Genomic DNA, 20,640 nt, shown 5'->3' on the forward strand with positions numbered 1-20,640 from the left:
TTGCTTATACTTGGTGCCGTTATGTGCATTGATATGGTGCTTAAAGAGTAACTTATACTTTGCTACAAATAAAAAAGGGAAGGCTATGTAGCCTCCCCTTTTGCATTCTCTTATCTTTCGCTTCTTTGCTGCTGCTGTCTTTCGCCGCGTTGGCCCTTACGGTGCTCACGCTTCTGCTCATGCTTAGCGCGCATCTCTGCTTTATCAGCCTCATATTGGGCATACTGCTTTTTGTTCAGTATCTCTTTCAACTCGGCTTCGTAACGTGCTCTGCTTGCTTTTCTTTCGCTGCGCATGCTCTCTTTGTTTCTGGCTTCGCCTCTATTAGCATGAAGAACATTCTTTTCCTGTGCCCGCTTTAAATGTAGCGCCTCTAGCTTCTTCTGCTGCGATTTGTTCAGGTCATACCTTTTAGTAAGCATTTCGGTGCGTTTGGCAGCCATCTCTTCCGGTGACTTTCTTTGCTTGTGCATGCGCTCACCGCGTTGCTCTGTACGCAGCTTCCTTTCCTTTTTTGGTGCTTCCTGCGCATACGTTGTACCGGCCATCAGCACACCCAGCGATAATATTGCTATGATCTTTTTCATCTTATTTCTTTATATAGGTTAGATAATTTAATCGTTAGCAGAGCCTTAACCTAGAGTTACTTGCCCTGTATATTGCCATATCCAAAAGCTGTGCCAAAAAACAAGGGTAAGAAATAAGCAACTTAAAAAATGTACTAATAAGATTAAGCACCAGCTACCATTAATTACACTTCCGTACGCTGCATTAGTGCATTATTTGTGCAAGTTGCTTAACTTACTTATAAGATAAAACCCGCTACACTATGGAAAACCAAACCCTCCGGCACATTATCCAAAAGTACATAGAAGCTTACAACCAGTTTGATGTTGATAGCATGCTGCAGTACATGCATGAGGATGTAAAATTCCAGAATATATCAGGAAGCAATGTAACCTTGGCTATTACAGGAAAGACTGCCTTTAGGGAGCAGGCAGAGCTGGCAAAAACATACTTTACTCAGCGCGAGCAAAGTATAAAAAATATTCAGGAGCAAGGGCACGAGGTAGAGGTAACTATTGATTACAAAGCTATACTTGCAGTAGATTTATCTGATAATCTTAAAGCAGGAGATACTATCTCACTTCAAGGCAAATCTGTTTTTATATTTGCTGATAACAAGATAATTGAGTTAAAAGACTATAGTTAAGCTGCCTCAGCACTTAATAATTAACCTATACTTTGCACACCAACCATGACAGCAGCTTTTCCTGAAATAAAGTATAAAACACATATAGATAAACTGGCACACCTTATAGGCATGCACTACCTGGAAGTGCCACAAGATGTGGTGCAACAACTAGGCGGCAAGTATAATGTGCGCTTGCTATGCACTGTTAACGATAGCCTTACCTTCCAAGGAGGATTGGTGGCGTTAGGAAATGGCTGCGGCTACATTAGCATCAACACTAAACGCCTGAAGCAACTGGCATTACAAGCTGGCTCAGAAGTATGGGTAAAGCTTGAGAAAGACACCAGTAAGTATGGCATGGATGTACCCGAAGAACTGGAAGAGCTATTATTACAAGACCCAGAAGGCAGGCGGCGCTTTGATAATTTAACCCCCGGCAGGCAACGCTACATTATACACTATGTAGCCGGTGTAAAAAGCAGCCAGTTGCGTATAGACAGGGCCATACTCTTGATCGAGAATTTAAAGAAGCTGCCAATGGGCAAAGAATCTTTCCGAGAGATGTTAGGCAAGTAAAGTTAATACAGTTTATACTTTATGGGAACAAGCCACGGTCTGCCCCTACAAATGCTACACTTTTGCGGCTGCAAATAGCACCTGTTCTACCTCTTGCACTAACTCCTGCCTGTTAAAAAGTTTCCGGGCTATTGCCTCGCCTCTGGCACCAGCTGCTTTTATTGCTTCCGGCTCGCTTAGTGCACAACTTATTCTTTCCGTTAAAGCCTTTGGCTCCTCTGCAGGCACGTACCAACCAACCTGATGCTCCTCAGTAAACTGCCTTGTCCAGCCGGGGTTGGTAACAATAACAGGAGTGCCGCAGGCAAGGCTATCATAGAATTTAGATGGAGAATTGCTGGCAAGCACCGGCAGATCGTTGAAAGTAACAAGCGAAATATCTGCCAGCTTAAACAGTTTAAAAACCTCCGGACGCGGCTGTGGTTTCAGGAGCAGCAAGTTGGGCACCCTTGCTGCCAACTCTCTTAGTTGCTGTTCATAATAACCGTTGCCAGTAAGTATAAACTTTATACTTTCATCTGCAGCCATTTTTTCAATAGCCTGCATTATAGTAGGAATATCATTGGCGCGGCCGTAGGTACCTGCATAAAGCACTACCTGTTTACCCTGTAGGTTCATTTTCTGTCGTAGGGCCTCTACCTGCTGCTCTGTTATAGCATCTACCTGGTCTTGGTCTGTGCCGTTATAGTTCGTGCAAACCTTAGCCGCAGATATACCTACCTCTTGTACGTAAGCTGTCATATCCGGTGATAGAGCAACAATATGTTTGGCATTATTATACAGGTTCTTCTCTATGCGGTAAAGCAGGCGCTGCATCCATGTATACTTTACAGCTCCCATCTCTATTGGAAAGCTTGGCCAAAGGTCCTGCACTTCAAATACCCAAGGTATATTGCGCATGCGCGCCACCTGCGAGGCTACAAAAGGGGTACTAAGTGGTGTTGAGACTGCCCATATTACATCTGGTTTAGGCATAATTAATCCTTTCCAGAAACTGTAGGCTGCATAACCGGCAAACGAAAATAAGCGCTGCAAAACACCCATTCTATTGGCATAAGGCACTTCACACTCGTGCAGCTTCACTCCTTTCGGTGCCCAGCTATACTTATTGGTTATTCTGATGCTACGCCACCCGTTGCTGGTAATAAGCGTTACCTGATGCCGCTTTGCCAGCTCCTGCAAAAAAGTATAATGCCTGCACGTGGCAGGGCAGTCAGGGTTGTGGTGGTGCTGGTTAAATATGGCTATATGCATCAGGGCAAATCCCTCGGGTTACTTTTTCTTAGGCTTGTACTTCGATTCGTTAAATATCTTCCGATAGTCGGTCTCAGCCATTAACTCCTGTAGTGTAACTTTCGGGTTGCGCTCCATGTATGTTCGTACAATTTGCCAGCCTAGCCAAGTACCTAAACGGCCTGGAGCATTTTTATCTATCTCTGGCGTAGAAGGGCGCTCTGCTATGTACTTTTGTATCTGAAAAGGATTCTTTTCATACAGAAGACTCTTCTCTACAAAATGAGCCCAGATACGGCTCTCGTTATGGTGCACATCCGCCAGCTGTTGTTCAGAATAGCTAACAATAAGTGAATCCGGTGTACACGGCATTACCTCTTTAACAAAGTAATATGCCTTACCCATATTTATCATCTCCGACAGCATAGTTCTGTCTGTAAGATTAGCCTTATTAAAACGGTTAGACAGCAACAGTATAGCTGCAGGCACCATTTTCTCCCGCTCATAGCGCTCAAGTATATACTCATAAGCCTGTGGCCGATAGGTTGCGCCTTTGCCAATAAAATAATCCAAGCCAAACACCAGTAGTGTATCCGATACAAACAAGTCGTTACCTAATGATCCCAAACCTGTTATAAAAGTTTTTACCTGCGGAGGGTTGAAGTCCGGGTAATGGTGCTTGATAAACTTAAATGCCAGTTCCAGCTGCTCACGTTCCTCTTCCATGTTCCCAAATCTTTTCTCGGCTTCCTGCACCAGTGTATCTAATGATGCATTTGTAGCTATAGGTAACAGGGAGTTAACCAGAACAGAATTAGACGGATATTCGCTTTGCTGCAGGTACATCTCTGCAAACAGTGGATTGCCATTTAAAAACTGTGCCATTTCCTGCTTTGATTCAGCTTCGAAAAATGGTTTCTCCAGTCGCTCAATCTCTACCTTTATAGGTATGTTTGCTACTTCGTCGGGTATTTCGCAGCCTTTGTTTTTGCACCCAAAAGAGAGTATCAGTACTGCCAGTATTAGAAATCTATAATACATTATCGTGTATATTTGTACAAAAATAGAGGGTTCTTACGTATTAGTGTAACACTAATGCTTCAATTTAACTATGCACATGAAGAAAATCACACTCCTTGCACTTTTTTTACTTGTTGGATTCACATCTATGGCTCAGGTAGAGATTGGCTTAATGGTCTCTCCTACTATTTCCAGTCCACGTTTTATTGCAGAAGATAAGTATAATTTCGAAAACGAAGGTGGTAAATTAGGCTTAGGCATTGGCGTTGTTGCCGACTATTTCTTTGCCCAAAACTATGCATTTAGCACTGGTATAATTTATCGCAGCAAAGGCGGCGAGCTTTCCTACCGTTATGATCGTGAAGAAAATGGTGCAACGATTACAACACAGGGCAAAGATGATATCTCGCTTCAGTACATTGAGCTACCTATCTCTCTTAAACTTTTCACAAATGAAGTTGCGCCAGGCACTATTTTATACTTTCAGGTTGGCGGCTCTCTTAACACCAGGGTCTCGGCAAACGTGAACAATGAGAAGGTGATAAATGAAGAGAAAGTTTCAAAACGTTTCAGCATTTTTGAGGCCGACGCTATTCTTGGCGGTGGCGCAGAGTTTCAGATGGGAGAAAGTACTAAGTTGTTTGCCGGCCTTACCTACCATAGAGGTTTGTCTAACATAGATGACTTTTACCGTGATATTTTAGCCGACGATAATATTGGTATAAAGAATAGCGGGTTCTCATTAGATGTAGGCGTTAAGTTTTAACAACTAATACTTTAAACAAAAAAGCCGCTCCAATAAGTTGGAGCGGCTTTTTTGTTTAAAGTATATCTTTTACTCTTCGTCTTTGTCGTGTACCTCCAGCATTTCTACTGCCGCGGTACGCAATTCTATTTCATCACCCCGATCATCCATTACTTTAAAATCTGTAATGCCTAGTGATGTATCTTTAATCAGCTTAACCCACTTAAAGTACTTAAAGAACCATCTTGTTTGTTTAGATACCATACCTTTGGTATAATAGTCGTACACAAACGGATGCAGGTAAACTGTAAGGCCTTTGTGGTTGTGGCTTGTCAGCAGGTCGTCTACCGCTGCTTCAATTTCGTCTGTAACCAGAATACTGGCTGTTATTTTACCAGTGCCGTTGCAGGTTGGGCAAACTTCTCCGGTTACTATATTTTGCTCTGGCCTTACGCGCTGCCTTGTAATTTGCATCAGGCCGAATTTTGAGATCGGAAGAACCGTAGATTTTGATCGGTCTCTTTTAAGTTCTTCTTTTACAACCTCATAGACTTTTTGGCGGTTTTCCGGCGACTTCATATCAATAAAGTCTACTACTATTATACCACCTATATCCCGAAGGCGAAGCTGTCGTGCCACCTCTTTGGCAGCCATCAGGTTCACGTGTAGCGCTGTTGCCTCCTGATCGGTTTCGGTATTAGATTTATTCCCACTGTTTACATCGATTACGTGCAATGCTTCGGTATGCTCTATTACCAGGTATCCGCCACCTGGTATAGTTACTGTTTTACCGAAAGCAGCCTTAAGCTGTTTCTCAATGTGAAAGTGTTCGTAGGTTTTGGTTTTACCGGTGTACTGCTTCAGGATCTTTAACTTATCCGGTGCAATACTGCCGATGTACGTTTTGATCTCTTCATACAGCTGGCTATCGTCAACTACTATGTTGTCAAAACTTTCATTTAACAAATCCCTCAAAATGGAAGAAGAACGGTTCAGTTCACCAATGACCTTGTCACATGGTTTTGCCGTTTTCAACGTCTTAAAGCCTTCTTCCCAGTTAGCGAGCATATTCCGCAGGTCTCTGTCGAGCTCTGCTACCTCGCGGCCTTCTGCCACGGTTCTGATGATCACACCAAAGTTTTCCGGCTTGATCGAGGTGATCAAACGCTTTAACCTGGTGCGTTCTTCTTTACTGACAATCTTTTTAGATACGCTTACCGTGTTTGAGAACGGCACGAGTACCAAAAAGCGGCCTGCTAAGGATAACTCGCAGGAAAGTCTTGGGCCTTTAGTAGAGATAGGTTCTTTAACAATCTGCACCAACAGCTGCTGTCCTTTTTTAAGTACATCAGCTATTTTGCCCAGTTTGTCTATCTCTGGCTCAAATTTTATCTGGTTAAGTTTAGGCGTTGCGTTCTTCTGAGTCTGAGCTGCTTTTAAATACTTATTAAGCGTTTTAACATTGGCACCTAAATCATGATAATGCAGAAACGCATCTTTTTGGTAGCCAATATCAATAAAAGCAGCATTTAGGCCTGGCATTACTTTCTTTACAGTACCCAGAAAAATATCACCTACGATGTAATTTGTGTCTTTACGCTCGAAGTGATACTCAACCAGTCTCTTGTCCTGTAAAAGTGCAATACGCTCTCCATCCTGAGTAGAATTGATAATTAGTTCATTACTCAATTTCTCTCAAAGATTAGTTGGATGTATAGACCAAAGCCCACTATTGCAACGCAATGTGGGCCTCATACTACGCAGAAGAAATTACTTCTTCTTATGTCTGTTTTTTCTTAGACGCTTCTTTCTCTTGTGTGTAGCGATCTTATGTCTTTTTCTTTTCTTTCCGCAAGGCATAGTCTTGTACGTTTATGTTTTAAAAAATATTTTAACTCTAATTTAATTTCGCCAGCTCTTCATCTATCGAGGTGTTAAGGGCTGGGTCATTGCTCATTCCTTTCACCTTATTAAATAAAGTTTTAGCTTCCTCTTTTTCGCCTGTGTTAGCTAACGATAACGCAAGGTAGAAATTAGCTTCCACATGCTGTGGGTTCACAGCTACTAAATCGCGGAAACGCTCCACTGCCTTATCGTACTGGTTAGATTGGATAGAAAGTATACCCAAATTAAACAGTGCCTTCTGGTGCTTTGGATTCGCAGTAATAACTTCGCGCAACAGTGTAATTCCCTGCATCGGGTTTGAAGTTGCGATATACGTCATAGCTACGTTTGTTTTCGCATCCAGGTCAGACGGATTGTTTTTCAGCACTTGCTCATACATATTGCGAGCCTTGTTTCCCAGTTCGTTTGCACGCTCCTGAGTTGCTGCAAATGTAAAAGCCTCATAATAAGCATCACCGGCTCTCTTGTAGCTCTTCTCGCCACCACGGGCGTTTGCTGCTATTTCAAAATAATAACCGGCGCTGTCATACTTAGAGGCAGCTGCATAAGCATCACCCAGTTCAGCCGCCAAACGGTTCTTTGCCTGAGTATCAGTTGCTTTATTATACTTTGAGCGTGCTGTGGTCAATGCCATTAGCTGCTCTGGTGTCGCCTGCGTATGTACGCCTGCTGCACTCTCTTCAGCCCCATGGTTATGACCATCATCCTCAGAGTGCCCCTCTGGTATAGCTGCAGTGGTTTCGCCTTTCGCTAAGTTATCTTTATCGTCATTCACTACTACTTTAGGCAAAAAGAATATAGCGGCTATCAACGCTACAGCAAGTACAACGATGAATATTTGTGACCGTGACATTCTTTTTACCTTTAGTTAGTTATGCAATGATTTTAAAATTCCGCTGCAAAGATACAAAAAATTAAGCAGTAGCTAATTCTTTGATTTTTTTGCTGTTCTTGATCTTCTGGATGAAAGTTTTAGACGGCTTAAAGCTCGGAATAAAGTGCTCATCGATAATGATAGACGTATTTTTAGAGATGTTACGTGCTACTTTTTTCGCGCGCTTCTTGTTCACAAAGCTACCAAAACCTCTCACGTAGATGTTGTTGCCATCAGCCATAGAGTCTTTTACTACTTTGAAAAAAGCCTCAATTGTAGCCTGTACATCCGCCTTATCAATCCCTGTTTTATCAGCAATTTCTGATATTACTTCTGCTTTAGTCACTTTCTTAGATTTTTATAAATTTAATAATAAGATAATTTCCACCTTTTAATAATCAGTTAGTTACAACAACTTGCTGATTTTCGGGGCACAAAGGTAGTTTTACTTTTCGATATGTAAAAGCATTCGAGCAAATTATTACAGGCTGATACTTACCTTTTTAACCTGAATATTTGATTTAATGCAACACCTGCACCGTATAACACCACCTTAACGACCTATGCTCAGTTATATTTCAGGTCTGGCTTAATAAAGATCTCGTACAGAACAATTGATTACATTTGCCTGTTCCCTTTAATTACAACAGAGGCCAATTAATTTATACTATGGCACTTACGCCTACACCATACTTCGCGCAAACATTAATAAAATGGTATAACCAACATAAGCGCGCTTTACCGTGGCGCGAAACTTTAAATCCTTATTACATCTGGCTCTCGGAGGTAATACTGCAACAGACCCGTGTAGCCCAAGGTATGCCATATTATATAAAATTTATAGAGGCTTACCCCACCGTACAAGATCTGGCCGCTGCCCCTCAAGACGAGGTATTAAGGCTGTGGCAGGGACTAGGTTATTATTCCCGTGCCCGCAACATGCACCATACAGCCCAATTAGTGGTAGAGCAGTATAGCGGCAACTTCCCAAATAAGTATGAGGAGCTTCTAAAATTAAAGGGCGTGGGCAGTTACACTGCTGCGGCCATTGCTTCATTTGCCTTCAAGGAGAAAGTAGCAGTACTAGACGGCAATGTATTTAGAGTGCTTGCACGTGTTTTTGGCCTTACAGAGGATATTGCCGCACCTGCCTCACGCAAGGTATTCCAAAAACTGGCCGATGATCTGGTTCCAACCGATGAAACGGATACTTACAACCAGGCCATTATGGAGTTTGGGGCTATTCAATGCACACCTGTTATGCCCGATTGCCTGTTCTGCCCGTTGCAGCAGAGTTGTTTTGCCTTTAATCATGGCATGGTGCAGGAATTGCCTATAAAATCGAAGGCCAAAGCGTCAAGGCCAAGGTTTTTCCATTACATCGTGCTGGAGTTCGAAGACAACTTTTACCTGCGTAAGCGTTTGGAGGGTGATATTTGGCAGGGGCTTTACGATTTTTACCTATACGAATCTGACAGTAAACATTTAGAACAGGAAGTGCTTGTACAAGAGTTGGCCGAGGCTGGAATAGAGTTAAGCAACTCTCCGTCTATACTACCGGCTAAAGAATACAAACACATCCTCAGCCACCAGAAAATCACAGCTCATTTTTATCACTTTAAACTTAAAAATGGTTTAAGAGATGAGGTACTGAAAGAGAGCCGTTTAGCGCTTTATAGTCCCGAAAAAATAGATGAACTTCCGAAGCCAGTTTTGATCAGCAACTATTTGAAAGATGCTAAGATTTTAGTACATTTATAAACTGAACTTTTATAACACTATATTTGTAATTCAGTAAGCCATATTGCCTCCGGCTTGGTTGCCGGAGTAGCCCAAATCAATTAACTATTAAAGACAAAAAAGCATGGCAAGTGTAAACAAAGTAATTCTTATCGGAAATCTGGGCAAAGACCCTGAAGTACGTCATTTAGAAGGCGGCGTGGCTGTAGCCCGATTCCCGCTGGCAACCTCTGAATCGTACAAAGACAAAAACGGACAACGCCAGGAAAAAACCGAATGGCACAACATCGTGCTATGGCGCGGTTTAGCTGAGATAGCTGAAAAGTACCTGCGCAAAGGCCAGTCTGTTTTTATCGAAGGCAAGATCAGAACGAGTCAGTACCAGGATAAAGAAGGCAACCAGCGTTATTCTACCGAAATCGTGGCAGATAGCATGACAATGCTGGGTAGCCGTGGCGAAGGCTCATCAGAGGGAGGGAACTTCCAAGGAGCTGCTGCCCCTACAGCATCTGCTGGCGGTAACTACGGTGGCGGCAAGTCTGTTGCACAGAACGACGAGCCAGACGACCTACCGTTCTAATTTATGTTTGACCTAATTAGGTAATTTTGGAAAGTACAGACCCTGACCCCCTGAGTTATAGCTTACTTCAGTTATTCCAGACGTCGTTTGACCAACTCAGGATAGAATATATAGCGGCGGTTTTTGCTGGCTTCATCCTTTTGCTGCTTTCTGCCCTTGTTTCGGGGGCAGAAGCAGCTTTTTTTTCTCTATCAGAGCGGGAACTTGATAATTGTAAAAACAGCTCAGACCCTAATGAGCGCAGTATCTACCACCTGTTACAAAATCCAAGAAAGCTTCTCAACACGCTATTGGTGTTTAACAATGGCATCAACGTAAGTATTATTACTTTCTTTGCCTATATAGCCTGGCAGCTATCTTCTACCAGGTCTTTGCCTACACCTACTTTAGTAGCATGTGCTTTGTTTCTAACATTCTTCATCGTGTTCTTTGGAGAGTTGTTGCCTAAAGTATATGTGCAGACGCGCCAGCTGGCAATTGCCCGTAGTACCGTACCGCTTATTAAATACATGCAGGCTATAGCAAAGCCATTGTCCTGGATTATGTCGGGTATCAGCAATTATATTGATAAGCACTACATGATACGCGGCTACAACCATACTATAGAAGAATTACACCATAGCCTAGATGTAGCCCTTACCAACGAAGAGACCTCTCCAGAAGAGCGCAAAATATTGCGTGGAGTCGTAAACTTTGGAGTTATAACAGTAAAGCAAATTATGCGGCCTCGCCTGGATATTATTGCTTTTGATGCCAATACAAAGTTTACTGCACTGCTGCCACAGATCGTAAAATGGGGTTACTCGCGTGTGCCAGTGTATACGGAAAGTACCGATAGGATTGATGGTATACTTTATGTAAAAGACCTGCTGCCATACCTGGACCAAGGAGATGATTTTAATTGGCTTAAGCTGCTAAGGCCACCGTTTTATATACCAGAGAACACGCGCATTGCAGATTTATACAAAGACTTTAAGGAGAAGCATGTGCACATGGCCATTGTGATAAACGAATATGGCACCACGGTTGGTTTGCTTACGCTGGAGGACATTATAGAAGAGATTGTTGGTGAGATTAATGATGAGTTTGACGACGATGACGATATTATATACTCTCAACTAGACGAAAATACCTTTATCTTTGATGGCAAAACATCGTTGCATGACTTTTGCAAGATAGCAGAGTTGCCTTTTGATGCCTTTAACGAGGTAAAAGGCGAAAACGAAACAGTTGCCGGCCTAATGCTTGCGCTTTTCTCACGGATACCGCGCGTAGGCGAAGAAGCACAGTATAGCCGCTTCCACTTTACAGTAGAGTCGGCTGATGCCAAGCGCGTAAAACGAGTAAAAATAAATGTCAGAAACAAAAAAGAACATTACCATAAAGCCAGCTAAGTTAAAGGTATTTTTGTGGTTTGCTTTAGCAGCAAGTATGGTAGCCTGTGGTGCGGAGTATACACCAAAGCCTAAAGGATATAATCGCATTGACTTGCCTGAACAAACCTATCAGCAGCTACAAGCAGAGCACCCCTATACTTTTGAGCATTCGCAACACGCCAAAGTACGCCCCGACTCGTCTACTATCGCGCAGCCGCACTGGATACATATCATGTATCCTAACTTGGGTGCTGATGTGCAGTTAACTTACAAAGATCTGCAAGGCAGCGGAAAGGCCTTGAACGATATGATAGAAGATGCTCGTAAGCTTACCGGTAAGCACCAGATCAAAGCATATTCTATTGAGGAGGCCGAAGTTAAAACACCTTCCGGAGACATAGCTTCTGTGTTTGAACTGGAGGGTGAGGTACCAAGTCAGTTCCAGTTTTACGTAACCGACTCTACTACACATTTTTTAAGAGGCGCTTTATACTTTAGAACCGCAACTCAAAACGACTCCCTTGCTCCGATCATCGAGTTTGTAAAAAAGGATATCATCCACATGCTGAATACACTGCAGTGGACGGAGAAGAAGTAGTTTATTAATCTATTAAGCTTAAGAAGCCGCTCTTGGTTTTATGAATTTTTTACATCTCACGTATTACATAATTTTTAAATACTATAATAAAGGTGAGGATCCTAAAACCTACTCCCCATTAGGTAGGGCAACTATTATTTATACTGTTGTATTTACCGCGCAGTTCCTTGGCCTGACAATATTAGTTATCTACTTACAAGACCCTTATGTTTATTTTAACATAAATAGGCTTTATGTTTGGACAACGTTAATCGTAAGCGCTGGCCTTGCATACCTCCTATTTGTAAGGCATGGTAAAACTTCAAAAATCTATCATCATTATAACAATAAGCCATGGGCTGATACTAGTTATGTAAAAGTTGCTGTATGGCTTTATGTATTGTTATCAATAATATCCCCCTTTTTAATAATTATAGGCAGGAATGCTGCTATTGGAAGGCATCTTGTTTAAAATAACATAAAGTAAAAGCCCCGTCAGCACCTATACCTGTCGGGGCTTTTTCTTAAATTTGTACTTATACGTTAACCCTTATCAGCCAAGTATAGCCGAAGACATTGAGCAACTTTTTCCATACTAAAATTGAGTTTCTAAAAGGCGTAGGGCCAATGCGTGCGGAGCTGCTGCAGAAAGAGTTGCAAATCTTCACCTATGGCGACCTCATTCAGCATTACCCTTTCCGTTACTTAGACCGCACCCAATTCTATAAAGTAGCAGAATTGGACGAAAGCATGCCTTATGTGCAGGTAAAGGGCCGTGTGCGTGGCAAAGAAGTAATTGGAGAAGGCCGTAAGCAGCGTCTTGCGGCAACGCTGGTAGATGAAAACGGTGACCAACTAGAGTTGGTATGGTTTAAGGGTGTGAAGTGGATGCAGAAAAGCTTGAAGAACCATACAGACTATATTGTATTTGGAAAGCCAACTGAGTTCAACGGCAAGTTTAGTATGGCCCACCCGGAGCTAGAGGAGCTTGGCGAGGAGAAGCAAACCAATGCCTTTCTGCAGCCTGTGTACAACACTACCGAAAAACTAAAGGCACACCGCGTCGATAGTAAAGTCATCAGTAAGATGATGGAGCACCTCCTGAAGGTGGCTGTGCCAAATATACAGGAAACCCTCTGCCCTGACTTGATCGATCATTATCGCCTTACCGATAAGCGTACGGCGCTGATCAACATACATTTTCCGCAATCAACCGAAAAGTATAACTCGGCTAAGTTCAGGCTAAAATTTGAGGAGCTTTTTTATGTGCAGTTGCGCCTGCTCCGCCAAAAAGTAGTGCGCAAAGCCGACCTGAAGGGGCAGATATTTAAAAATACTTCTACCCTCACGGATTTCTATAAAAACCACATGACCTTTGACTTAACCAATGCGCAGAAGCGGGTGGTGAAAGAGATTTATGGGGATTTAACAGCAGGCAAACAAATGAATCGGCTACTACAGGGTGATGTGGGTTCAGGCAAAACTATTGTAGCCTTTATTACCATGCTGATCGCAGCTGATAATGGGGCACAATCGGTGCTGATGGCACCAACTGAGATTCTGGCAGACCAGCACTTTGTAGGCTTAAAGGCTTTTGCAGATAGGTTAGGTATAAACATTGGCAAACTGACCGGCTCAACCAAGACAAAAGACCGTAGGATATTGCACGAGCAACTGCGCTCCGGCGAGATGAAGATGATTGTGGGTACACATGCCCTGCTCGAGGATGTAGTGCAGTTCCATAACCTAGGCCTTTGTATTGTAGACGAGCAGCACCGTTTTGGTGTGGAACAGCGCTCTAAACTATGGCGCAAAAATCCGCGTGTTATCCCGCACGTGCTCGTAATGACGGCAACTCCTATTCCCCGTACTTTGGCCATGACTTTATATGGTGACCTGGATGTTTCGGTGATAGATGAACTGCCAGCCGGGCGTAAAGAGATTGTAACTGTACACCGATTCGATAGCCACCGCCTGCGCGTGTTTCAGTTTGTGCGCGAACAGATCATGCTTGGCAGGCAAATATACATTGTGTACCCGCTAATTGAAGAGTCGGAGCAGATGGAGAATTACAAAGACCTGATGGATGGCTTTGAGAGTGTGAAGCGGGCGTTCCCGGAGTACCAGGTAAGTATGGTGCATGGCAAGATGAAACCTCAGGATAAGGATTACGAGATGCAGCGCTTTGTACGAAACGAGACACAGATCATGGTAGCCACTACTGTAATTGAGGTTGGTGTAAATGTGCCAAATGCATCTGTGATGATCATTGAAAGTGCCGAGCGTTTCGGGTTGTCGCAGCTGCACCAGTTGCGGGGCCGTGTAGGTCGTGGCGCCGAGCAGAGCTATTGTATACTTATGACGGGTTATAAACTGAGCAAAGACAGCAAAACACGTCTGGAGACAATGGTGCGTACCAACAACGGTTTTGAAATTGCCGACATCGACCTGAAACTGCGTGGCCCCGGAGATTTGATGGGTACACAACAAAGCGGTGTGCTGGACCTGCTGATTTCAGATTTGGCTAAAGACGCGCCTATACTACAAGAAGCTCGTGCCGCAGCACAACGTATACTAGCAGAGGATTCACAGCTAGAACTGCCACAGCATGCCAATATTCGCCGTCATATACAATCACTTAGTGCCAACACGGTAAACTGGAGCCGCATTAGCTAATTTAAGTATACTGTACATATACTGTTGCACCTGCTTGTAGAGCCGGCACTGCATCAGGAATAAAAATATAGCCGCAACAAAACAACAAAGCGCAATTAGAATATACGCTTTAAGAAAACGGTACTGTTAAGGCTGGTTTTGTAAAGTTTTATCTCCTGTACTCCTCCTACTTTAATAAATTACCTTTGCAGCCTCTTTCTTTGCTTGTTCCTGCTCATTTAGCTCTTCTATCTGCTGCTGATAATTTGTAAAAGATCCTTCTAACTTTTCTGTTTTCGTGGTTGCACTTGCAGTTGCTATCTCATTTTCCTTAGTTACTTTACTCACGAGAATAATTCCCATGAATAACATAAGCTTGAGAATAGATTTCATAATATGTGCTGTATGATGAGATTTACTTAAACGAGCAGCGCCAGGTTACAGTAGGGCTCATATATTAGGTAAACGCACTTCATACCTCTTTAGCAGTCAGAATATATAATGTGACCGCTCGAAACATTTGTCTAAGAATTCCTATGTATAGACACGCTGTATAAACAAGTTCCACGAGAAACAATAGCGTAAAATCTATACTTGCTGGTTATTAAGAACGTTTATACATTTACATATACTCGTACACCAACTATACTTTTGTGAAAAGCCATCTCCTCTCTATACTTATGCTACTGTGTCTGCTTAACGGCACAAATACCACACTGGCACAATCTAAAACCAAGGCATCTGCAGATTTTGTGTACCTGCCCGAAAAAGGCCAAGATCAGTATAACCAACGGATTCCTCGTAAAACTATCCGGCTAAACGCAAATGAGTTTATCATACTTAGCAGGCAAGACAAAAATGAGTATGCCATAGAAAAGTATAATGACAACTTAAAGAAAGCCTGGAAGAGCTCCATCACAATGGATGCTACCGGAACTGTAGAAGCCTTTACAAAGTCAGCAGATGCAGCAGTTGTTATTACCCGCCGCACCAACGAAACCACACAACAGCTTTACGGCCACCGCATAAACCTACAATCTGGGCAAAAACAAGACCCCGTACTTTTGTTAGAAGCACCTGCAAAAGGACGCAGAGCAGGTATAGCTACTTCAGCTGATGGCTCTAAAATTCTTGCTTACCGCTACCACTCCGATCAGCGCCACCAGATACAAGATATCAGTGGCAATTTATATGATGGCAACTTTCAGAAAATAGCAGAAACAAAGTATAATCTGAACGATATAAACGGCATACTTACCGCCGATTTAAAAGTGAGCAACAGTGGATCGCAGTACATCTGCCTGATTTCTGAGAACATGAACCGCTTAACTGTAGGGCAGTATACTCCGGGTGTGAAAGCCGCAAAAGTAATGAGTGTGTTGGTAGGTGGCATGTATAACGGGCAGAAAGTATACATACTCGATTCTAAATTTGAGTTGATGCCTAACAACACATTGTATGGTGCGGTGCTTACAGCAGAAGAGAAGAGCGGCAGATATTACAGCTTAAAAACTGTAAAGTTTGACTTTGAAGCCGACGACATGATATTTGCAGAGGAGTTTAAGTTTACAGAAGCTTATGTAAGCAAAGTAGTTGCACTTGATAAAAGCAGCACACGCCTAGAAGATATTTACCTTTCAGACATTCTGCTTTCAGAAGATAACCACCTAACAGTAATAGCTGAAAAAAAATATACTGAAGGCGGTGAGGGCGCGCCATACTTTGCAAAGGAACTTCACTTATTTTCCTATGATGAATACATGAGCCCTTCCTGGACTTCTATACTATTTAAAAACCAGCAAGCACCTGCTAGCGAAGCATTCTCGGGTATTTCTTATCGTGCACACCTCAGCGGCAACACCCTTAATCTTCTTACTATCGAAGAGCTAAATGGGAAGTATGATTTATACCTCCGCCAGATAAGCACTAAAAACGGTGAAGCCAGCTCACCTAAAGGAGTGCGCCTGAACATGGCCAACGACAAAGAATTGGCTTATGTAAAAGACTTTACCACATGGTTATCTGATAAGGGTATAATAGTGGTTGTTCGCCCGCGTAAGAGAGAAACTGGGTTAAGGCTGCATTATCTTCAGCTGAAGTAAGTATTAGAGTATAGCTGTCTTTGCTCTGCATGTACAGGTGGGCTTTTGTACCTTAGCCTCTTTGTAAAAGAAGCTAATTGCAAGCACATATGTGAAAAGCCTACATAGTTAACAATATCCACATACATTTTAAATTCTTTGCGCGAGCCATCTATTACCCCCAGCTTGTCAACTTTGTAAGTGTTGATGGCAGACCATGGCATCCAGCGAACCACTTTTTTGTGGCGCAGCATATACCGGTTTATTGCAACCTCAAGTTGATAACACTTCAGCTTTTGCTTTAGCACCTGCTGCAAGTCTGATGTTCTCAGAATACGCTCGCCGGAAAGAAGTACATCACTTCGGTACCACTTTACAAACCAAGGCGAATTGACTCGCCTCATAATAATCATATCGATACTGTTGTATTGGGTATAGGCCTCCAGCGCCGCCTCTAGCTCATCCTTTTGCAAGCCTTGCAGGTCTGCATCCATCATAAGTAATACATCGTGCCGCACATATGTTATTCCTTTTGCTATGGCAGCTGTTTTACCATGGTTCTGCGACAGGCGTACAATCTCTACCTGAGGCCAGTATTCTTGTATAAACTCTGCAGTTCCGTCTTCAGATCCATCATCCACACAAATTACCTGATGTATACAGTTTGTGCCGACAATTACATCCAACACTTGGGAGATTCGCTCCCGCTCATTAAAACAAGGTATAAGACAAGTGACTTTCATAGTTTATTATAGTACAATCGGGGCGCCATTCTCCATACGTAAAAACAATGTATACTTTCAGTATAGATGAGAATAAATTTGAATATTTACTATGAAGTTTACCTGTGTTGTACAATTCTTAAAGCAAAAAGGCTTCCTCCTAAGGAGAAAGCCTTTCTAAACTATAAATGGTCAGAAATTAATAAACGTACTCATTTGCATCGATAAGCGCTGCTGCTATACGACGACGTGCTTCTTTTGTATTGAAGAGGTCTTTTTTGGTGAAGCGCTTCAAGCCCATGAATAACAGACGCTGCTCATCACCTTCAGCCATAGCGGCAATAGCATCTTTACCAGCTATAAACGAAGCATCTACTGCATCATTCACCACCACGCGGGCAATGTCAATCTGGTTTGCAGCAGCTTCTTCGCCTTTGTTGCCTACTAATTTTTCAACGCGCAGTAAAGTCGATTCTGCTACGTATGTTTTGATAGCCATATCGGCAATGTGCATCAGAATTTCCTGCTCTTTTGCTAACGACTGCATATACTTTTGCACCGCTGTACCTGCTACTAAAAGTATAGACTTTTTTAGGTTACGAACAGCTTTATACTCTGCGGCAAACAAACCTTCTTCTTCAGCACCGAAATCTGGAATAGCCATCAACTCATTTTGCACGTTCTGTGCAGGTCCCATCAGGTCAAGCTCTCCGTTCATGGCTTTCTTCAGGATCATATCCACAGTAAGCATGCGGTTGATCTCGTTGGTACCTTCAAAGATGCGGTTGATACGGGAGTCACGGTAGGCACGGTCCATTGGGTAGTCGGCAGAGAAGCCATAACCACCGTAGATCTGCACACCTTCGTCTACTACAAAGTCAAGTACTTCAGAGCCTTCTACTTTCAGCATGGCGCACTCTACGGCAAACTCACGGGCTGCACCGAGCAGCGCTTCGTTCTCGTCTTTGCCGGCTGCCATAAGCTCCTGCTCCATGCGGTAAATATCCATACCCGAGCGGTACTGCGCTGACTCTACTGCATAAATCCTGATCGCCTGCTCTGCCAGTTTATGACGGATAGCACCGAATTTAGAAATTGGCAGTTTAAATTGGTGACGCTCATTCGCATACTTCACCGATAGGCTTGCTACGCTCTTAGATGCACCCAGCGTAGCAGCACAAAGCTTGATACGGCCAATGTTCAAGATATTGAAGGCGATCAAATGGCCTTTACCGATCTCTCCCAACACATTCTCCTTCGGCACTTCGCAGTCTGAAAGGAAAACCTGGCGCGTAGATGAGCCTTTGATTCCCATTTTATGCTCTTCGTTGCCAAGGCTCAGGCCCGGATAATCTTTCTCAACTATAAACCCTGTAAACTTATCGCCATCTACCTGTGCGAACACGATAAACACATCGGCAAAGCCTGCATTCGTGATCCACATTTTCTGGCCGTTCAGGATGTAATGCGTACCAGCCTCGTTTAGTACAGCTTTTGTTTTAGCAGCCAAGGCATCAGAACCAGAGCCTGGCTCCGTTAAGCAGTAAGCCGACATCCATTCGCCGCTCACCAGTTTAGGAACATACTTCTGCTTCTGCTCTTCGGTACCAAAGTATAAAATTGGCAGCGTACCAATACCCGTATGTGCCGCAAAAGCAACCGGGAACGAGTGACCACCACCTACTGACTCTGTTACCAGCAGCGAGGTACTAAAGTCCATATTTAGGCCACCGTACTGCTCTGGTATAGATACTGCGAACAAGCCAAGTTCCCCTGCTTTTTTCATCAGGTTTTCCATCAGGCCTTCTTCGTGGTTGTCCAGTCTTTCCAATAGCGGGTGCACTTCTTCCTGCACAAAGTCCAGGCAGGTCTGGGCCATCATGCGTTGCTCTTCGGTAAAATCTTCGGGCGTAAACACGTCCTGCGGATTCGTTTCCTTTATCAGGAACTCACCACCTTTTATAGTTGCGGTTTTATTTTGAGTTTCCATGGTGATGTATATTTTAAGGTTTTGGATACTGTTTTAGTTAGTTTTTTGTCCCCCTTTGAAGGGGGCTGGGGGATGACAATCGTTATAGATAAAATTTTTACCTCAAAAATGTAATCATCCCCCTACCCCCTTCAAAGGGGGACTTGGGGCTTTTATCAAAAGCTTACTTTAAAAGCTCGTAAATTCCTGCCACACCCTGACCACCACCAACGCAGGCAGTTACCAGACCATACTTTTTACCTAAGCGGCGTAGCTCGTGGAACTGCTGAATTGATAGCTTAGCACCGGAGCAACCCAGCGGGTGGCCTAATGCAATAGCACCACCACTTATGTTCAGTTTAGCAGGATCAAAGTCCAGGTGGCGCATTACAGCAATAGATTGCGCAGCAAAGGCCTCATTCATTTCTATCAGGTCGATGTCGTTCAGTGTCAGGCCAGCCATTTTCAGGGCCTTCGGAACAGCAGCGATTGGCCCCATACCCATAATGCGCGGGTCAACGCCACCAGTAGCATAAGTTATTAGTCGGGCAATTGGCTCCAGGTTGAGTTCTTTTACCATGCGCTCGCTCATAACTATAACAAAGGCAGCGCCATCAGATGTTTGAGAAGAGTTACCGGCAGTTACAGAACCACCTGCTGCAAACACTGGCTTTAGTCTTGCCAAGGCTTCAATAGAGGTATCAGCACGCGGACCTTCGTCAGTGTCCACTACATAACTGCGGGTTTTCTTTTTACCATTCTCGTCCAGGTAAGTTTCTTCTACTGTAATCGGCACAATTTGCTCCTTAAAGTAGCCGTTCTTGATGGCATTGATAGCCTTCTGGTGAGAGTTGTAGGCAAATTCGTCCTGGTCTTCACGTGAAACACTATAATCACTAGCAACAGCCTCTGCGGTTAAACCCATGCTCAGGTACCAGTCCGGGTTATTTTTTGCGATCTTATAGTTTGGCACTGTTTTCCAGCCAGCCGTTGGCACCAGCGACATCGATTCCGTGCCACCTGCCACGATACAGTCAGCCATACCTGCTGAGATTCGGTTAGCAGCAATGGCAATTGTTTCCAAGCCCGAGCCGCAGTAGCGGTTTACTGTCATACCACTCACCGATAGCGGCAATGATAACAGGGAGATCATACGACCAATCTGAAGGCCTTGCTCTGCTTCCGGCACAGCGTTACCAACAATAAGATCGTCAACACGCTCCGGGTCTAAGCTTGGCACAGAATCCATTAAGTGTTTGATGACATCGGCTGCCAGGTCATCAGGTCTGGTGAACCGGAATCCGCCACGGCCAGCTTTACCCACGGCGCTACGAAATCCGGCTACGATATATGCATTGTTCATTTTGATGCTCTTTTATAGTTTATACTATA

The 20,640-nt window shown here is 43.5% G+C and carries 20 protein-coding genes; 10 read left to right on the top strand and 10 right to left on the bottom strand.

Features of this window, described 5'->3' with window-relative positions:
- Positions 1–110: 110 nt before the first annotated feature.
- Positions 111–587, bottom strand: a complete 477-nt coding sequence (locus WG943_RS15885) for a hypothetical protein (RefSeq protein WP_340410497.1) — start codon at positions 585–587, stop codon at positions 111–113.
- Between the two features lie 242 nt (positions 588–829).
- Between WG943_RS15885 and WG943_RS15890 the strand changes: the two genes are divergently transcribed.
- Together WG943_RS15890 and WG943_RS15895 are read left to right on the top strand one after the other, a co-directional pair.
- Complete coding sequence (locus tag WG943_RS15890) at positions 830–1,213, top strand: nuclear transport factor 2 family protein (RefSeq protein ID WP_340410498.1); 384 nt, start codon at positions 830–832, stop codon at positions 1,211–1,213.
- A 45-nt stretch (positions 1,214–1,258) separates the two neighbouring features.
- Positions 1,259–1,771 carry a YdeI/OmpD-associated family protein gene (locus tag WG943_RS15895; protein WP_340410499.1) on the top strand — a complete coding sequence of 171 codons (513 nt, stop codon included), beginning with the start codon at positions 1,259–1,261 and terminating at the stop codon, positions 1,769–1,771.
- 54 nt (positions 1,772–1,825) lie between these two features.
- Here the strand turns inward: WG943_RS15895 and WG943_RS15900 are convergent, their stop codons facing one another.
- Positions 1,826–3,025 carry a glycosyltransferase family 4 protein gene (locus tag WG943_RS15900; protein ID WP_340410501.1) on the bottom strand — a complete coding sequence of 400 codons (1,200 nt, stop codon included), beginning with the start codon at positions 3,023–3,025 and terminating at the stop codon, positions 1,826–1,828.
- An 18-nt stretch (positions 3,026–3,043) separates the two neighbouring features.
- Positions 3,044–4,045: a gliding motility lipoprotein GldB gene (gldB, locus tag WG943_RS15905; protein WP_340410502.1), complete on the bottom strand. Its 1,002-nt coding sequence runs from the start codon at positions 4,043–4,045 to the stop codon at positions 3,044–3,046.
- 70 nt (positions 4,046–4,115) lie between these two features.
- On the opposite strand from gldB, the gene WG943_RS15910 reads away from it, so the two are divergent.
- Positions 4,116–4,790 carry a porin family protein gene (locus WG943_RS15910; protein WP_340410504.1) on the top strand — a complete coding sequence of 225 codons (675 nt, stop codon included), beginning with the start codon at positions 4,116–4,118 and terminating at the stop codon, positions 4,788–4,790.
- Between the two features lie 69 nt (positions 4,791–4,859).
- Here WG943_RS15910 and WG943_RS15915 read toward each other — a convergent pair whose 3' ends face one another.
- From WG943_RS15915 to WG943_RS15925, 3 genes are all read right to left on the bottom strand, one after another.
- Entirely contained in the window at positions 4,860–6,458 is a 1,599-nt protein-coding gene (locus WG943_RS15915; RefSeq protein WP_340410505.1) for an Rne/Rng family ribonuclease, read from the bottom strand.
- Positions 6,459–6,666: 208 nt separating this feature from the next.
- Positions 6,667–7,527 (bottom strand): tetratricopeptide repeat protein, encoded by an 861-nt coding sequence (locus WG943_RS15920; protein ID WP_340410506.1) that lies wholly within the window; start codon positions 7,525–7,527, stop codon positions 6,667–6,669.
- Positions 7,528–7,588: 61 nt separating this feature from the next.
- Positions 7,589–7,894 (bottom strand): HU family DNA-binding protein, encoded by a 306-nt coding sequence (locus WG943_RS15925; protein WP_187068752.1) that lies wholly within the window; start codon positions 7,892–7,894, stop codon positions 7,589–7,591.
- A 323-nt stretch (positions 7,895–8,217) separates the two neighbouring features.
- Between WG943_RS15925 and mutY the strand changes: the two genes are divergently transcribed.
- The 6 genes from mutY to recG all read left to right on the top strand — a co-directional run bounded on the left by mutY (position 8,218) and on the right by recG (position 14,497).
- A complete protein-coding gene (mutY, locus tag WG943_RS15930; protein ID WP_340410509.1) occupies positions 8,218–9,309 on the top strand; it encodes an A/G-specific adenine glycosylase in 1,092 nt (363 codons plus the stop codon).
- 103 nt (positions 9,310–9,412) lie between these two features.
- Positions 9,413–9,868, top strand: coding sequence for a single-stranded DNA-binding protein (locus tag WG943_RS15935; protein WP_340410510.1), 456 nt, complete (start codon positions 9,413–9,415; stop codon positions 9,866–9,868).
- A gap of 26 nt (positions 9,869–9,894) precedes the next feature.
- A complete protein-coding gene (gldE, locus tag WG943_RS15940; RefSeq protein ID WP_340410512.1) occupies positions 9,895–11,262 on the top strand; it encodes a gliding motility-associated protein GldE in 1,368 nt (455 codons plus the stop codon).
- Positions 11,263–11,299: 37 nt separating this feature from the next.
- Positions 11,300–11,842 carry a gliding motility lipoprotein GldD gene (gene gldD, locus WG943_RS15945; protein WP_445323641.1) on the top strand — a complete coding sequence of 181 codons (543 nt, stop codon included), beginning with the start codon at positions 11,300–11,302 and terminating at the stop codon, positions 11,840–11,842.
- A gap of 40 nt (positions 11,843–11,882) precedes the next feature.
- Positions 11,883–12,293 (top strand): hypothetical protein, encoded by a 411-nt coding sequence (locus tag WG943_RS15950; RefSeq protein ID WP_340410517.1) that lies wholly within the window; start codon positions 11,883–11,885, stop codon positions 12,291–12,293.
- Between the two features lie 104 nt (positions 12,294–12,397).
- Entirely contained in the window at positions 12,398–14,497 is a 2,100-nt protein-coding gene (gene recG / locus WG943_RS15955) for an ATP-dependent DNA helicase RecG (RefSeq protein ID WP_340410518.1), read from the top strand.
- A 171-nt stretch (positions 14,498–14,668) separates the two neighbouring features.
- Here the strand turns inward: recG and WG943_RS15960 are convergent, their stop codons facing one another.
- Positions 14,669–14,869: a hypothetical protein gene (locus WG943_RS15960; protein ID WP_340410520.1), complete on the bottom strand. Its 201-nt coding sequence runs from the start codon at positions 14,867–14,869 to the stop codon at positions 14,669–14,671.
- A 260-nt stretch (positions 14,870–15,129) separates the two neighbouring features.
- Between WG943_RS15960 and WG943_RS15965 the strand changes: the two genes are divergently transcribed.
- Positions 15,130–16,578, top strand: coding sequence for a hypothetical protein (locus WG943_RS15965; protein ID WP_340410522.1), 1,449 nt, complete (start codon positions 15,130–15,132; stop codon positions 16,576–16,578).
- On the opposite strand, the gene WG943_RS15970 is transcribed toward WG943_RS15965, so the two are convergent.
- The 3 genes from WG943_RS15970 to WG943_RS15980 form a co-directional block, all read right to left on the bottom strand.
- Entirely contained in the window at positions 16,566–17,300 is a 735-nt protein-coding gene (locus WG943_RS15970) for a glycosyltransferase family 2 protein (protein ID WP_340410523.1), read from the bottom strand. The genes WG943_RS15965 and WG943_RS15970 overlap by 13 nt on opposite strands.
- Before the next feature lie 178 nt (positions 17,301–17,478).
- Positions 17,479–19,269: an acyl-CoA dehydrogenase family protein gene (locus WG943_RS15975; protein ID WP_340410524.1), complete on the bottom strand. Its 1,791-nt coding sequence runs from the start codon at positions 19,267–19,269 to the stop codon at positions 17,479–17,481.
- 163 nt (positions 19,270–19,432) lie between these two features.
- A complete protein-coding gene (locus tag WG943_RS15980; RefSeq protein WP_340410525.1) occupies positions 19,433–20,611 on the bottom strand; it encodes a thiolase family protein in 1,179 nt (392 codons plus the stop codon).
- Positions 20,612–20,640: the final 29 nt, after the last annotated feature.

It is taken from the genome of Pontibacter sp. H249 (assembly GCF_037892465.1).
Classification (GTDB): domain Bacteria; phylum Bacteroidota; class Bacteroidia; order Cytophagales; family Hymenobacteraceae; genus Pontibacter.